This is a genomic window from Chryseobacterium cucumeris, assembly GCF_001593385.1.
Taxonomy (GTDB): Bacteria; Bacteroidota; Bacteroidia; order Flavobacteriales; family Weeksellaceae; genus Chryseobacterium; species Chryseobacterium cucumeris.
Window position 1 is genome coordinate 1,406,567 of sequence record NZ_LUVZ01000001.1, and the last position, 15,275, is coordinate 1,421,841.

Below are 15,275 nucleotides of genomic sequence, written 5' to 3' on the forward strand. Positions count from 1 at the left end.
AATTTATTTTAATATATACAATTAGTCAATCTCTATTACGACTTTTCCTTTTATTATTCCATCACTCATTTCTTTCCATGTCTGCTCAACATCTTTCAATGTAAAAGAACCTGGATGAGTATTTCCTCTAATATGTCCGGATTCAATTAATTTTGTAGCTTCGGAAAGAATATTACCATGATGTTTTCTTCCTTTTCCGGTGATAAGAGGTAAAAGAGTGAATACACCTGAGTAAGTTGCCCCTCTAAATGACAACGGTGCCAAACTGTGGGTGCCCCACCCTAGAATACTTACAACATGTCCAGTGTACTGCCGTACAGCCGAAAATGAATTATCCAGATTAGCTCCCCCAACGGTATCAAAAATAATATCAAATCCTTCTCCATCAGTATATTGCTGAACATATTCATCTACAGTTTCCTTCACATAATCTATAGCTACTGCCCCGTACTGTTCAATCTGTTTTTTGCTGTCTGCAGTACCAGTTGCATAAACTGTAGCACCAAAAGACTTTGCTAATTGTACCGCAATATGACCTACGCCTCCAGCTCCACCATGTATAAGAACCTTTTTAGTACTATCAACCTTTGCTCTATCTACCAGTCCTTCCCAAGCTGTTATCAGTGCCAAAGGTAAGGAAGCCGCTTCTTTGAAACTAATATTTGAAGGTTTGTGAGCTAATAAATCAGCATCTACAGCTGCAAATTGTGCTAATGATCCCTGAACACCTGCAATACCTCCTGTCATACCATACACTTCATCTCCAATTTTATAGTCAGTTACATTCTCACCAACTGCTGTAACTATACCCGCCATATCAATTCCTAAAATAGCCGGTAAAACGGTTTTTGCATGTGCTGCAGTACCAGATTTTATTTTGAGATCAAGAGGATTAATGCCACTTGCCTTAATTGCTACTAATACCTGACCTTCAATCGGAACAGGCATTGACATTTCTTTCATTATAAATTCATTATTGAATTCCTCAAGAATAAGTGCCTGCATCGTATCTTTTAAAATATCCATAATATTCTTTTTTTATTTTTATTCTTATGTATGTTTGATTTAAATTACTGCTGTTCCATTCTTACTCTCTTAAGCTTTAATTTTGAAATTAGCCACTTTTCTGTATTTTTTACAAATGAAATATGGTAGTGGCCATAGCCATGAAAGTAAGATTCCTCCCTGCTATCAGTTTTACTAAAATAGAGACGGTCTTCCATTGCCCAAACTACTTCAGCAGAACCTTCATCCATAGATAAAATTTCACTATTGTGAAGATGGTGGACAGTGACTGTATCTTTAAGGTGGTCAATGCAAACCTTAATAAATTCAGTAGGATCATTAAAGTAAGCTATCCTTTGCCCTTCAACATTTTCAAATTCAAACGTGGCATCATCAGACATAAGAAACCTCCAATCTTCCCATTGCTGAAGATCAAGACGTCTGCAGTATGCAGACATTACACTTTGAATCAATGTCGCATTATTGACTTCTCCATTTACAGATTGTATCATATTACCTTTAATTTTGTATCCTTATAAGTTGTTAATCAGAAATTCCCAAATCATTTATGAAAGTTTTATGACTATTTTACCGGTTGTCTGCCCACTTTCAATTTCCTTATGAGCTTCAGGAATTTGTTCAAATTCAAATATTTTTGATATATGCGGAATAACAGAACCTTCTTCGAGCAATTGAGCAACTAATTTCATATCCTTGCCCGAAGATTGAATTGCATTATAAAATGCATTTACTCCTAATTCTTCAGCTCTCTCTCTTTCCTCACTCGTAATACCAGACCACAAACTAATTAAAGTTCCTCCTGACTTGATAACATTTAATACCCGAAAAATATGTCCATCCGTCCGTACACCGTCAATCGCAAGATCAACTTTTTCTGTCAGATCTTCAAAATTTTGACTCTGGTAGTCTATGAACTCATCTGCACCAATTCCCATCACAAATTCTTTCTTAGATGCTGATGCAAGAGCAATAACGTATGCGCCATAGTATTTCGCCAATTGCACCGCAAAATGTCCAACACCACCTCCAGCTGCTGTGATAAGAATACGGCTACCTTCTTTTACACCAACCATGCGCATGGGTTGTAGAACTGTAAGTATTGCCAATGTACTTGCCGCTGCCTGAATATGAGAAATATTCTTTGGTTTAAGAGCCAGGTGATTAGCCGGAGCAGCAACATATTCCGCGTAAGCCTTTCCATGTCCCGGGTGCTTAATCACCCCGAAGACCTCATCACCAACTTTAAAATCCTTTACATCGGCACCTACTTCTATTACCACTCCAGAAAGATCCCAACCTAAGATCATCGGACTCTCCCCATTAAATATCCAATGTACACTCTTGTTCTCACGAACAATTGCATCGGCAGGATTAATACTTATTGCTTTTGTCTGTACAAGAACCTCGCCTGGCAATAATTCAGGTACTGGAGCATTTTCAAGAGAAAAGTTACTAATCCCCCCTTGCTCTTTTAAAATCATTGCTTTCATGATTTACAGATAAGATTCACGAGTTCCTTGTAATGCTGATTTTTCGATAGCGCTAATCATTCTATGGCGTATAACAGCGTCTTCAAAAGTAGGAGCGTTTCCGGATTGTAAAAGTGTATAGTTTTGTCCTACACTCGATGGGATATAATCTAGTCCATAGTCAGCAACTAAATTATATTCTTCTGGTACCTCAACAATTTCCATAGTACCATTTTCACCAGTACTCATCATGATACGAGGTTCAAATACTGCAAGACTTCCCCCATCAGCAATAATTTGAATATCTCCTTTGGTTCCATTGATTTCCCAAAAGAAATTGGTCCCGGAAAGCATCCCCCCTCTGAAATGAACACTTGCTACAGCTCCACCTTCAAGGATACCACTTACAACTACTTGGTCTGCTATTTTGAATGGTATTTCTTGCCCGTTCTCTACAATAGTTGTAGTTTTTCTACGTGTCGCTGTTGTTGCATTTAGTTCCGAGAATTCACCTAAAACAAAACACATAGCATCTACGGCATTACCAAATGTTACATTAATCATTCCAGCACCATTTTCGGGATCAACTGTATAATCATTAGCCATAGGAGTATACTCACCATAAATAATACCTGAACCAATCATACTTGTAGACAAGACTTCTCCGAGATGCCCCTGATTAATATAATCTCGTATAAAACGAATTGCAGGTACAGATCTAGATTGTAAACCAATGTATCCTTTTACATTATTTTCCCTAGCGAGAAAAGCAAGCTCTTCAGTTTCTTGTAAGTTTTTACCCAAAGGCCATTCGCTGAATACATTTTTACCACCAGAAACAACCTCACGAATAATTTCATTATGCAACGGAACTCTGACCGCAACCAATACCATTTCTACATCATCACTATTAACCAACTCTTTAGTGGATCCATAAATATTCTCAACCTCGTAAGCTTTTTTTAAAAGATCCACAGTTTCACTATTTCTGCTTGATAATGCTGTAATTTCATAACCGGGCAATGCTTTTAATGCCGGTATATGTGCCATGGAGGCCCATCCTCTTTCTGGATTCGCACCTACGATTCCAACTTTAATTTTATTCATTCTATTTTTTTTATTAATTAGTAATTGGTATGTTATACACCAAGGATTACCATAACTGTTAGCCTCAAAGCATTAAAAATGCTTTTTATTAAAGGTCTGTAAATAACTAACTATTCTTATTTCGTTTGAACTGTAAAACACAGATTAAGGTATTGAACTAACTTTCATCTTTGCTACATATATGTTGTTAAAATTTAAAGTATATTTAAAAACATTCATGAATACAATATCTTTCACAGTTTTAAATATAATTTAACACACAATCCAGATAATACATTAATTGTAAGACATTTATAAATTAATGTTCGCCTCATTAATTTATATTAAATTTATCAACATGCCTTACCTTTAGTGATTAACGGCCTTTAAAGTCTTTTTGTAACTTATGAAAATGAGACTATCTTTTTAAGCAGGTATTTTTCATTCTTTGAAAACATCTTCTAGTTACGAAACACTTTAATGTAGAGCTTCAGAAATATCAACACAGATAGCATTTTTTTGCTTTTAATTTATGCTTTCCTACTATTAAATTTTATCATTTTCTCAACATTTTCCTGCAAATATTTAACAGGTGCTGCTCCAAATTTTTCCCTAAAGGATCGAGAAAAATGAGAGATATCTTCAAATCCTACTTCCAAATATATTTCGGATGGCTTCTTCCCTTTTTTTGTAATTAGATAGTGAGCCTGCTCAAGTCTTTTTTGTAACAACCACCTACCCGGCGAAACTTTAAACACCTTTTTAAAATCTCTTTTGAAAGTTGCTATACTTCGTCCGCTCATATAGCTGAAACGTTCTAGCGGTACATTAAACTGAAAGTTACGATTCATAAAAGCTTCCAGATCTATTTTCCCAGGTTTGCCAAAATGAAATAATATATTTTTAAGATTAGGATCCGTCTTAATTAATAATAAAACAGCTTCTTTCATCTTCAAACTCAGCAGTACCTGATTTTCATTACCTTCAAGGTTAAAATATGGTGGTAGTGAATTAATATAATTTATCAGCAAAGGGCTAGAGTTAATTTTTACTACGGAATCTTCAATTCCTTCCAACTCTTCTGTATATCTAAACTCTTTAATGAACTCTTTTAAAAAGGGTTGATCAAGCACAAGTGTGATTGTTTTATAATCGCCCTTTTCTGTAGGTATTGTAGTACACTTAGCCAAACAATTTTTTCTCAACAGACCGAAATCACCAGTGTTCAAAATATATTCTTTGTCTGCATCATTGATAATAAGTGAACCGGACTGTTGATATAAAAAAATGTGATCAGCTATGAACTGCTCATTTGATAAACTTTCCATAACGTAGCAAGAATCCTGAATATTGGTATGTATCATTTTTATCTTTTAAATTTTATAAACCTTTCACCTAACAATTAAATCACATAGCTACATATTGTATCTATTTTTCTAAAAAATATACCGTTATGTTTTATAAAGCTATCACTTTAGGTTCAACATATTCCTCTATACCATAAGTCCAAGAGGTTCGTCCGATACCAGACTGTTTAAAACCACCAAATGGAGATTGAGCTTCTCTATTAACAGCCGTATTAATCAAAACCCGACCTGAAACAATTTGTCGTGCTATTTCTTTCGCTTTTTCAATATCCTGTGAGCTAATATAAGCTGACAAACCGTATATAGTACTGTTAGCAATCTTTACAGCCTCCTCTTCAGTGGTGTAAGTTATAACAGAAAGTACAGGACCAAAAATCTCTTCATTAGCAATAATCATATCCTGATTCACATTCACAAAAACTGTAGGTTTAACATAAAAACCTTTAAATCCTTCCGGATGTCCCAAACCGCCGACAAGTACTTGTGCACCCTCATCTATCCCTGATTGTATGTAACGCTGCACTGTATCATACTGTTTTTTGCTTACCAAAGGACCAATATAAGATTGTGTATTCCAAAGATCACCAATCTTAATATTTTTCATGCCTTCTTTAATGAGATCCTTAACCTGTTCCAATTTACCTTCAGGTACAAGTATTCTAGTACCAGCATGACAGGCCTGACCACTATTGCTGAAACCTATTAATAATGCTAAGGGAATTGCTTTATCAAGATCAGCATCCTCAAGTATTATATTAGGTGACTTCCCTCCTAGCTCTAGGGTCACTCTTTTCATTGTTTGTGCCGCCGTACTAGAAATTAACCGGCCTACTTGAGTTGATCCCGTAAATGTAACAACTGCAACATCCGGATGAGAGTTTAAAACAGTCCCAACTTCGGGTCCTGTTCCATTAACAATATTGATCACTCCTTTTGGAACTCCGGCTTGATCAAAGCAGCGTGCAAGTATCTCTGTCTGTATAGCACTTAATTCACTAGGCTTAATAACAATTGTACATCCTGCAGCAATAGCTGGCGCCACTTTCCCACATATATGTGTATAGTTAGCATTCCAGGGAGTGATAGCCGCTATAACACCTAGCGGTTCATTGATTATAGTTGCAAATTCAAGCTGTTTTTCAAATTCAAAATTTTCCATCGCAGCTTTAGTATCTAGAAAGATCTGCGCTGCATATTGGGTTCTGCCTTTAGTAGCAGATATTGGAGATCCATATTCTTGTACTGCAGCTTCATTTAGTTCCTTTTCATTAGCTACCAGAACATCATATAGTCGCTCTAAAATTTCTGCACGCTCCTGAAGGGTTGATTTTGAAAATGATTCAAAAGCTTTTTTTGCGGCGTCGATTGCCAGGTTAGCATCGACCTCATCACCTAAATGAACCATTCCAATCTTTTCTCCACTATCAGGATTATAAAGATCCTGAACTTGTTTGCCATGAGGCTTTACAAACAATCCATTGATATAAATTTTATCTATTATTTTCATATTATTGAATAGCTTTATTGTGTACAAAAGTATGCCGATTTATAAATTTATAATTGCCCTAAAAGTTCAATTTTATTGTCTCAGGAGATCAACAATGATTTACTTAATATAGTTACTTAAACAAGAGCAAACTATATTTGACGTGCAACTGACATTTTGACTTTTTCACGGTAGTGCAAAGGAGCAATACCTTCCTTACTTTTAAAAAATCTACTAAAAGTTTGTAAATCGTCATATCCTAAATCATACGAAATTTCTTTTATACTTTTATCAGTATAAAGAATTTGATTTCTTGCATCTACCATAATTCTTTCGTGAATAAAATCTTTTGGCGGACAGCCGATTGCAGTCGAGAATATAGTAGAAAGCATTTTCGGAGATTTGTTAAGCTTAGATGCATAAAATGCAACATCATGATGCTCACAAAAATGGTTCTCAACAAGATAATTAAATGAACTAACAATCTCAAACAGCTCTTTTTTATTCCCTGTCAATCCTGCCGCCTGTGCACACAGATTTATAATTCTTTTAAGAAGAAGTGAAACTATGTCGTTTTGAAGTCGGTCTTGTAAAGAGATTTCATTGTGTAAAAAATTCCATGAATTCTCTAAATAAATTAACTGCTCAGCAGTCATTGATATAATTTTCACTTCTTTTTCAAATAAACCAAATAAATTATTCAAATCCATTTCATTGTCTTTAGAATAGCTGCAAAGCAGTGTTTTACTAAACCTTAACATTTTTGCGGAAGAAACTTTAATATTTTCAATAGAATGGGATGTGTTTAGAAAGAAGATTGAATTTTTTGAAATTTCATAACATACATTATCAATATGAACATACATTTCATTTCCTATATTCCAAATAACAGATAACTCACTTATATCTGTGTTAAAAATTAACGATGTATTAAGGGAGTCTAATTCACTTAATTTTAAGATGTTATTTATGGTGATTCTATTATCCATGATTATTTGTATATGTTAAACACTCTTAATCCAAATAATTCTAATTACTTAACGTAAAATGATAGTGAAGATTCCTGACGGGAAATACGTACTAAATTTTCTCCAAAATTGAAGTTCTACAATTAGAATCAATTATTAAATCTAAATCATACTATCCTTTTATTTTTCACTTGGTTTAATAATTATATAAAATTACATATACTAAGTTTGATTTTAATGGTAGAATTTTGATATAAAATTGTACTTTTTGTATAATTTAGTTAACCCCTAAAACTAATCGTTAATATTATATATAAGAAAAATTAATACGAATACTAGAGGGAAAATTCAAGCGGCATTCGGTAAAAAAATCGAGACGGTCTCAGAACTGATTTTAATACTTCCACAGTACAAATCGCATTTGAGACAGTCTCGTTAACTTTGATCAAAACTACTGATCAACTTTAAAACCAATATTTATAAATATTTGCTTACCTAACTAAATATTTTTATGTAGTTTAGAATATTACCTTACTATTTATCAGGTTGATAAAATCGTTTGTTTTGTTATTTTACTATAATAAACACTCCGATTTGAAATTTGATTCTAAAAACCGACTTCTTATGCGATTCCCCTATAAACCAGATACGTGAAAGTATCACCATTTATTACAAAGCCTCCCCATTTCGCATCATAATCAGCTGTTGGCTTAGATGCTACAATTTCTTTTAAGGTCTTACCCTGGCCTTTCAGTGTTGATACTTTTCGATGAATATCTACAAGCATATCTTTATACTCTATCATTTGTTGCTTATTGCCAATAGGTCCATGTCCAGGAACAATTATAGTTTTATCCGTGATTCTGGCTATATTTTCTTTTGCTACACTAATCATTCCTGATATACTTCCACCTGTATTATAATCTATAAAAGGATAATGACCGTTCCACCATGTGTCAGCAACAACTAAAATATCCGCCTTCGGAAAATACACAGAAATATCTCCATCCGTATGAGATGGCTGATATTTTTTCATTTGTATTTTTTCACCATTAAAAGCTAAAATTTTACTTTCTTTAAATGTATTGGAAGGGATAGCGCCAGCAGGAGCGGGAGGGAATGTATAATCCCAATCATCTACACGAGTGGTTTTAGATAAATGTTTGCGGGTATTTTCGTGTGCAATAATAACTGCCCCTTCTTCTTTAATCCATAAGTTTCCATCTGCATGATCAAAATGCCAATGGGTATTTACGAGATACTTTAGTGGCTTGGAGCTAATAGCCCTTAATGCAGTTTTAATATTTGCTTTAGAAACACCAATACCAGCATCTACCAGTAGAATTCCTTCAGGACCGGATAACATTACTATATTTCCACCTGATCCTTCTAAAACAGTAACATTTCCTCTCAGCTTTGTAGGGGTAATTTTTGCTGTTGCAGCTGCTCTCATGATAGTAAGTACAGGACTTTCCTGTAAATTTGGTATAATTACCTCTTCTTTTACTGATGAAAGCAATGTGTGAGGTAAAAATACTAGACCTGCAGTCAATATACCCGCAGCTTCTAGAAATCTTCGACGGCTTAAATTATTTTCCATAATTAATAGTTTTATAGTTATGTTTATTATATGATAAGACACTACATTTTCTATCACATCCTTAATATTATTTCACAAAATTTTAATACATAGGTATTTTATTTTTTCCCGAGGAATTGTTTCAATTGTCCTGCTGATTGTTCAAAAGCAGCGCGAGTGGCCGGAAGTGTTGCAAGAGCATTCAATAAACCAAAATCGTGAATCATACCGTTGTAACGCGTTGTAGTAACCTGAACACCTGCCTCGTTAAGCTTACGCCCAAAAGCTTCTCCTTCATCTCGTAAAACATCATTTTCCGCTACAATGATTAAGCTCGGCGGTAAACCGCTTAACTGTTCGGTAGTAGCCTGTAGTGGAGAGGCATGGATATCTTTCCTCTTGGATGGATCTGGAATGTAAAAATCATACATCCATTTCATTAAAGAGGTACTTAAAAAACGATCCTTTCCAAATTTCTGATACGATTCAGTTTCAAAATCTGCGGCCACTATCGGCCACATCATTACTAAGCCCTTAATCTCTGGTCCTTTCTTTTCCTTAGCCATTAAAGCGGTCACTGCAGTCATATTACCTCCTACACTATTTCCAACTACTGCCAGATTTTTTCCATCTACATTGATTTCATCTCCATGTTCTGAAACCCATTTTGTGGCTGCATAAATCTCATTAATCGCAACAGGATACTGCGCTTCGGGCGTTCGTGTGTAGTTCACAAATACTCCTGAGAAACCTGTCAAAACAACCAGGTCACGAACCATTCGCTCGTGCGTAGGAAAATCACCCAAAATCCAGCCTCCGCCGTGAATAAAGATAAATACTGGCAATTTATCTGTGACTCCTTTAGGGCGTACAATATTCAAACTTACCGTATGGCCGTCCTGTGTAATGGTTTTCTCGGAAACTTCAATCCCGGAAAGATCTACTTTAACAGAGGCCTGTGCATCTACCAAAACTTGTTTAGCAGCTTTAGGTTCTAATTTTTCCAATGGAGTTCCTCCACTGTTTAATTTTACTAAAAAAGCTCTGACATCTTTATCAAGATGAGGATCAGTAGCAAAGTCTATAAGAGTATTCATAATATTAACTTTTAATTCGTTTGTAAAAAAACAACACTATAGGTTTAATTTCGTTATACATTTATAATGCTGGCCTTAACAAAATTGCAAAAGTTATTGATTTCTATGGTAGTCTATTTTTCCTTATCTGTTAACAATTTTTCCAAAAAATGAGTTATACTTCAAAAACATGATCTATGTTGTTTCTAAATGCAATCAACCCTCCATATTTCTTTATATATGTATCTAAAAAATATCGAAGCTATTCCTCTTTTAAGTTTTGCCGAATTCTTAACTAACATAACATACTTGGTATGTTCACATAGAAATCTATTGACTATTAATTAAAAGTTTCCTTGCGGAATCTGAAGCTATGATCAAACCACCAGCTAACATTATAATATCTTTAATAACCAGCCTTCCTTTCCCTGCTAAATAAGGAAAACCATATTGTTCACTACCAATGTTTGGTACGTAAGCTTCAGGAGTGGTTATAAGAAATGAAAGAGTCACCTGGGACATACAGAATATGAGAATTCCGCTTAAGAATCCAACTTTAGGAAACCATACTCCTAATAATGTTAGCAAACCTATTATCACAATCATTATTCCAAGAGCAAAAGAAAATGTGTAAGTACCATTTATTTGATTCCATTGAACATTGTATTCTATAACTTCTCCTTCTTTATTCTGATAATTTTTATATTCCCCAGAATTATTGTAAAAAAAACTCATTACTGGACTATTCGCTACAAAAGGAACTATTCCTTCCGCTTCATAATGAAAAGCTTTCAATCCACCTATCCATGTCATAACAATAAAAATTGTAATTCTTAGAAAATTAATTAGGTGTAGTTGGCTGTCTGAAATAATTTGCAATAGTTTTTTCATAATAGATCTTCTTTTAGTTTTTTCTAATACCCAACCCTATATTCATATTTTTTATTTGTAATTATCTATATAATTAATAGTCTTTAAACAGAAATAAATATAGCGTCAAATTTTTGCAGATTTATAAAATCATACGAAGAAGTAAATACAAAGTTAAAAGCTGAGAGTAAAATGATGATAGACAACTTTTCTTTAATAGTTGTCAATTTTTCTTGATTCAATTGCCGTATTTGCAGATGAGAAGGCTGCGACTTATATTGCTAAAAAAGGTTGAATAGAACTATTCAACCTTTTTTATTTGATTTATTTAGATTTTTATCGATTCACTTTTTTATTATCCGACAAGTTATCAACATGAGGCATTTTTCCATCCCTATACTTTTCATATAGACTATAAATATCGTCTGTAACATCCGCAATAAAAGGGCCGTGTGCTATTACTTCCTCATTATGAGGCATACCTGCATATAGAATAAAATGAGTATCATCGTTAATTGACTTGAATTCGATTACACTATCTCCTATATCTTCAGTTCTATTAAACCATCCAACCTGTCCAGCTTCTATTATTTTATTTCCAATCTGAATTGAACCTTCCAAGACATACACCAATCCATTATAATTTGAAGGTAACATTTGAGTAAGCGTTTGTTTTACTTTTACTCTAAAATCAACCAATATGAAAGGTGTAATAGATGTTATTGGAGAAATCAGCCCGTTGCTCGATCCACTATACACACGAATTTCAAAATTCTCATTTTTTAATGTTGGAACATTTTCCAATAATATTCTTTGCCAAAAAGGTTCAACCCAGCGTTTTTCGGCAGGCAGTGCAAGCCAAACCTGTAGGATTCGTAAGTCTTGTTGAGACTTAATTTCTTCGCTGTGTATAATTCCACTTCCTGCGGTCAATAGCTCAAAACTACCAGTCAGCCAGTCTTTTTCATTTCCTTTAAGAACTAAAGTTAATATTTCAAATCCCGCATGAGGATGCGGTCCTCCTACAGGCTCAGTTCCGGGAAGATTAAGTTTATCGTCCATAAACAAAATGAAGGGATCTGACTCCTTATAAGATACTTTCTCTAGAATAGCAGAAGCTTTATGTCCCATACCTAAAAAGCCTTGACGCCACTTGCTTTCAGTAGTCTTTCTTATCAATCTTTCTATCATAAATATACTCTTAGGAAGTTTTTGAAACTTCAGTTCTTAAAAAACGAATGAAGAAACTTTTATCTTTAAAAAACAAACTGTTCCACCGTTTGAATTGCTTTCGGTAAAGCATTTTCGCTAACCTCCGGAATTGCAATACCTTCTACTCTAAAAACTGTTATGTCAGTTATTCCAATGAAACCTAATATATTCCGTAAATATTGTTCAGTAAGATCAAATTTTTTCATCGGACCATCTGAGTATATACCTCCAGTAGCAATCGATAGATAAACTTTTTTACCTTGAATCAATCCTTCAACTCCGTTTTCAGAATATTTGAATGTAGCGCCCACTCGTACAATTTGATCAATCCATGCCTTCAGTGAAGAAGGTATTGTAAAATTATACATAGGAACATCAATGACAATAATATCTGCATTTTTTAATTCTTCAATGGCTTCATTTGAGTATTTTACTGCTTCCTGCAGTTCTGAGGTATGGTTTTCAGTCGGTGTTATAAATGAGGCAAAATGAATTCCGTTAAAGTGAGGGATTTCGTTCTTAACTAGATTTTTAGTGCGGACACTTGAGTCAGGATGTTTCTTTTCAAGCTTTTCAATAATTGCATTCCCTAATTGAAAACTCTGAGAAGCTTCTTCTCTGAAACTTGTAATTAATCTTAAAATTTTCATATGATCTTTTTTTATTTGTGCAAATTTCCAAAATTATACTATATATTTGTTATCAATTACAAAAAGGATAGTAGTTACAAAAAGGATAGTAATATAAATTTATATTTTTTATGATAACACATACACAAGAAACTTGTTCTAAGGCAAAACTAGCCATCCACGATACTTTAGATATTGTAGGAGGAAAATGGAAGCTGATATTAATCGCAGTTCTAAGAAGTGGTAAAAGAGGTTTTAACGAATTATCAAGAGAAGCCGGTATTTCACCGAGAATACTTTCAAAAGAATTACAGGAATTAGAAATAAATGGATTGATAAGCCGCAAAGTTTGCAACACCAAACCTGTAACAGTCATCTATGAACTTACTCCGTACAGCGATACATTGGCAGACGTTCTAACAGCAATGGAAAATTGGGGCTATCAACATAGACAAAAAATTTTAGCCAATAAATAAAAACACATTTTGCCAATACTCCAACCAAATATTAATGATCGAAGTATACTTCGACCATTAATATCTATTTATCTGATAAATGGTTCACAGATATTTATACATAAAATTTTTATTTTTTCCCGAGGAATTGTTTCAATTGTCCTGCTGATTGTTCAAAAGCAGCGCGAGTAGCCGGAAGTGTTGCAAGAGCATTCAATAAACCAAAATCGTGAATCATACCGTTGTAACGTGTTGTAGTAACCTGAACACCAGCCTCATTGAGCTTCCGTCCAAAAGCTTCTCCTTCATCTCGTAAAACATCATTTTCCGCTACAATGATTAAAGTCGGTGGTAAACCGCTTAACTGTTCGGTGGTAGCCTGTAGTGGAGAAGCATGGATATCTTTCCGCTTGGATGGATCCGGAATGTAAAAATCATACATCCATTTCATTAAAGAGGTACTTAAAAAACGATCCTTTCCAAATTTCTGATATGATTCAGTTTCAAAATCAGCGTCCACTATCGGCCACATCATTACTAAGCCCTTAATCTCTGGTCCTTTCTTTTCCTTAGCCATTAAAGCGGTCACTGCAGTCATGTTACCTCCTACACTATTTCCAACTACTGCCAGATTTTTTCCATCTACATTGATTTCATCTCCATGTTCTGAAACCCATTTTGTAGCTGCATAAATCTCATTAATTGCAACAGGATACTGCGCTTCGGGCGTTCTTGTATAGTTCACAAATACTCCTGAGAACCCTGTCAAAACAACCAGATCACGAACCATTCGCTCGTGCGTAGGAAAATCACCCAAAATCCAGCCTCCGCCGTGAATAAAGATAAATACAGGCAATTTACCTGTGGCTCCTTCAGGGCGTACAATATTCAAACTTACCGTATGACCGTCCTGTGTAATGGTTTTCTCGGAAACTTCAATCCCGGAAAGATCTACTTTAACAGAGGCCTGTGCATCTACCAAAACTTGTTTAGCAGCTTTGGGTTTTAATTTTTCCAATGGTGTTCCTCCACTGTTTAATTTTACTAAAAAAGCTCTGACATCTTTATCAAGATGTGGATCAGTTGCAAAGTCTACAGGGGTTGCTTTTTTTTTATTAGTCTCATCAGAATTAGTAAAAACTGATTTTGACTCTTTGCTACCATTGCAGTTAATTAACATGCCTGCCATTACAATAAAAGCTGCTTTGGTAAGGCTTTTCGTAATAATTGTTTTCATAAGTTAAAATTTTTAATTGTTGTTAAAATAGTTATTGTTGAATCATTATAGATTTTCTGAGAAGAGTTAATTCTTAATTGACTTTCATCAAGTCTGTAACAATATTTATATCTAAAATATATCCTACAATTCCCTTCTGCCTTTTTCTAGTAAATTGAATAAAAAATAAGAAATAACCGATATTCTAACTACCCCCTATATTCCTAAGTAATACTATAAAAATCACAACAACACCTCTAACAATTGGGGCCTTACAATTTGAGCTATTTGTTTGAGACTAAATATATTTTTAGAAATTATAGTTTCGCAAATTGATAATGGGGAATTTACAATACAGGATTTAATCTTGGGGCTCCACTTTTTATAGTAGATATGCCGAATACGAGGGTAGCCCACTAATTTTTTAGATCATACGCTCGCACTAAATATTCTTAAGAATAATGCTTCTATACAGAGTAATTTTTTGAAAATTACATTATATGTAATATAATGTATGAGGTTTAAAAATATACGGTTAAGTATATTAATGAAGATGCTTTTAATAATTTCGGCGAAAAAAGAATTGCAAGCAATGATTTTAAAAACCTCGTTAGGTTAACTTAAAATAAATATATAGCCTATCTGGCCAACTGTTGTTCAATACCGTAACCAAATATACAATTTTTTTTAATATAGTATTAAAAAATAATAAGTTAATTTTCAATATTTTAAATAATTATACAATAGGAAAGTAATATACTATCTGATAACAATTGAAAAAATAGCAGCTTGGCCATCTTACATTAGATATCATAATACTAACTTTAAATACAATA

Annotated in this window: 14 protein-coding genes; 1 reads left to right on the forward strand and 13 read right to left on the reverse strand. The window is 34.0% G+C overall.

Annotation, left to right across the window (positions count from 1 at the left end):
- Positions 1-21: 21 nt before the first annotated feature.
- The 12 genes from A1704_RS06190 to A1704_RS06245 form a co-directional block, all read right to left on the reverse strand.
- On the reverse strand, positions 22-1,026 hold the full coding sequence (locus A1704_RS06190) for a zinc-dependent alcohol dehydrogenase family protein (RefSeq protein ID WP_062671454.1): 1,005 nt from the start codon (positions 1,024-1,026) through the stop codon (positions 22-24).
- A 44-nt stretch (positions 1,027-1,070) separates the two neighbouring features.
- Positions 1,071-1,517 carry a nuclear transport factor 2 family protein gene (locus A1704_RS06195; protein ID WP_062671456.1) on the reverse strand — a complete coding sequence of 149 codons (447 nt, stop codon included), beginning with the start codon at positions 1,515-1,517 and terminating at the stop codon, positions 1,071-1,073.
- A gap of 54 nt (positions 1,518-1,571) precedes the next feature.
- Positions 1,572-2,516 (reverse strand): NADP-dependent oxidoreductase, encoded by a 945-nt coding sequence (locus tag A1704_RS06200; protein ID WP_062671459.1) that lies wholly within the window; start codon positions 2,514-2,516, stop codon positions 1,572-1,574.
- A 3-nt stretch (positions 2,517-2,519) separates the two neighbouring features.
- The gene (locus tag A1704_RS06205; protein WP_062671462.1) at positions 2,520-3,602 is read right to left on the reverse strand and encodes a Gfo/Idh/MocA family protein; all 1,083 of its coding nucleotides are present in this window, start codon (positions 3,600-3,602) and stop codon (positions 2,520-2,522) included.
- Between the two features lie 509 nt (positions 3,603-4,111).
- Positions 4,112-4,945, reverse strand: coding sequence for a helix-turn-helix domain-containing protein (locus tag A1704_RS06210; protein ID WP_065119523.1), 834 nt, complete (start codon positions 4,943-4,945; stop codon positions 4,112-4,114).
- 94 nt (positions 4,946-5,039) lie between these two features.
- Positions 5,040-6,455, reverse strand: a complete 1,416-nt coding sequence (locus tag A1704_RS06215) for an aldehyde dehydrogenase family protein (RefSeq protein WP_062671464.1) — start codon at positions 6,453-6,455, stop codon at positions 5,040-5,042.
- A gap of 131 nt (positions 6,456-6,586) precedes the next feature.
- Positions 6,587-7,423, reverse strand: coding sequence for a helix-turn-helix domain-containing protein (locus A1704_RS06220; RefSeq protein WP_062671466.1), 837 nt, complete (start codon positions 7,421-7,423; stop codon positions 6,587-6,589).
- Between the two features lie 601 nt (positions 7,424-8,024).
- Positions 8,025-9,002 (reverse strand): MBL fold metallo-hydrolase, encoded by a 978-nt coding sequence (locus A1704_RS06225; RefSeq protein WP_062671633.1) that lies wholly within the window; start codon positions 9,000-9,002, stop codon positions 8,025-8,027.
- Between the two features lie 98 nt (positions 9,003-9,100).
- Positions 9,101-10,078 carry an alpha/beta hydrolase gene (locus A1704_RS06230; protein WP_062671468.1) on the reverse strand — a complete coding sequence of 326 codons (978 nt, stop codon included), beginning with the start codon at positions 10,076-10,078 and terminating at the stop codon, positions 9,101-9,103.
- Between the two features lie 309 nt (positions 10,079-10,387).
- Entirely contained in the window at positions 10,388-10,948 is a 561-nt protein-coding gene (locus A1704_RS06235) for a DUF417 family protein (RefSeq protein ID WP_062671470.1), read from the reverse strand.
- Between the two features lie 315 nt (positions 10,949-11,263).
- Positions 11,264-12,118, reverse strand: a complete 855-nt coding sequence (locus A1704_RS06240) for a pirin family protein (protein WP_062671472.1) — start codon at positions 12,116-12,118, stop codon at positions 11,264-11,266.
- Positions 12,119-12,183: 65 nt separating this feature from the next.
- Complete coding sequence (locus tag A1704_RS06245; RefSeq protein WP_062671474.1) at positions 12,184-12,789, reverse strand: FMN-dependent NADH-azoreductase; 606 nt, start codon at positions 12,787-12,789, stop codon at positions 12,184-12,186.
- A gap of 110 nt (positions 12,790-12,899) precedes the next feature.
- Between A1704_RS06245 and A1704_RS06250 the strand changes: the two genes are divergently transcribed.
- The gene (locus tag A1704_RS06250; RefSeq protein ID WP_062671476.1) at positions 12,900-13,244 is read left to right on the forward strand and encodes a winged helix-turn-helix transcriptional regulator; all 345 of its coding nucleotides are present in this window, start codon (positions 12,900-12,902) and stop codon (positions 13,242-13,244) included.
- Between the two features lie 109 nt (positions 13,245-13,353).
- Here the strand turns inward: A1704_RS06250 and A1704_RS06255 are convergent, their stop codons facing one another.
- Positions 13,354-14,460: an alpha/beta hydrolase gene (locus tag A1704_RS06255; protein ID WP_228404790.1), complete on the reverse strand. Its 1,107-nt coding sequence runs from the start codon at positions 14,458-14,460 to the stop codon at positions 13,354-13,356.
- Positions 14,461-15,275 lie beyond the last annotated feature (815 nt).

Bases quoted from the DNA above. Each gene is read 5' to 3' on its own strand.
- A1704_RS06190 (WP_062671454.1), bottom strand. From the start codon at position 1,026: ATGGATATTTTAAAAGATACGATGCAGGCACTTATTCTTGAGGAATTC.
- A1704_RS06195 (WP_062671456.1), bottom strand. From the start codon at position 1,517: ATGATACAATCTGTAAATGGAGAAGTCAATAATGCGACATTGATTCAA.
- A1704_RS06200 (WP_062671459.1), bottom strand. From the start codon at position 2,516: ATGAAAGCAATGATTTTAAAAGAGCAAGGGGGGATTAGTAACTTTTCT.
- A1704_RS06205 (WP_062671462.1), bottom strand. From the start codon at position 3,602: ATGAATAAAATTAAAGTTGGAATCGTAGGTGCGAATCCAGAAAGAGGA.
- A1704_RS06210 (WP_065119523.1), bottom strand. From the start codon at position 4,945: ATGATACATACCAATATTCAGGATTCTTGCTACGTTATGGAAAGTTTA.
- A1704_RS06215 (WP_062671464.1), bottom strand. From the start codon at position 6,455: ATGAAAATAATAGATAAAATTTATATCAATGGATTGTTTGTAAAGCCT.
- A1704_RS06220 (WP_062671466.1), bottom strand. From the start codon at position 7,423: ATGGATAATAGAATCACCATAAATAACATCTTAAAATTAAGTGAATTA.
- A1704_RS06225 (WP_062671633.1), bottom strand. From the start codon at position 9,002: ATGGAAAATAATTTAAGCCGTCGAAGATTTCTAGAAGCTGCGGGTATA.
- A1704_RS06230 (WP_062671468.1), bottom strand. From the start codon at position 10,078: ATGAATACTCTTATAGACTTTGCTACTGATCCTCATCTTGATAAAGAT.
- A1704_RS06235 (WP_062671470.1), bottom strand. From the start codon at position 10,948: ATGAAAAAACTATTGCAAATTATTTCAGACAGCCAACTACACCTAATT.
- A1704_RS06240 (WP_062671472.1), bottom strand. From the start codon at position 12,118: ATGATAGAAAGATTGATAAGAAAGACTACTGAAAGCAAGTGGCGTCAA.
- A1704_RS06245 (WP_062671474.1), bottom strand. From the start codon at position 12,789: ATGAAAATTTTAAGATTAATTACAAGTTTCAGAGAAGAAGCTTCTCAG.
- A1704_RS06250 (WP_062671476.1), top strand. From the start codon at position 12,900: ATGATAACACATACACAAGAAACTTGTTCTAAGGCAAAACTAGCCATC.
- A1704_RS06255 (WP_228404790.1), bottom strand. From the start codon at position 14,460: ATGAAAACAATTATTACGAAAAGCCTTACCAAAGCAGCTTTTATTGTA.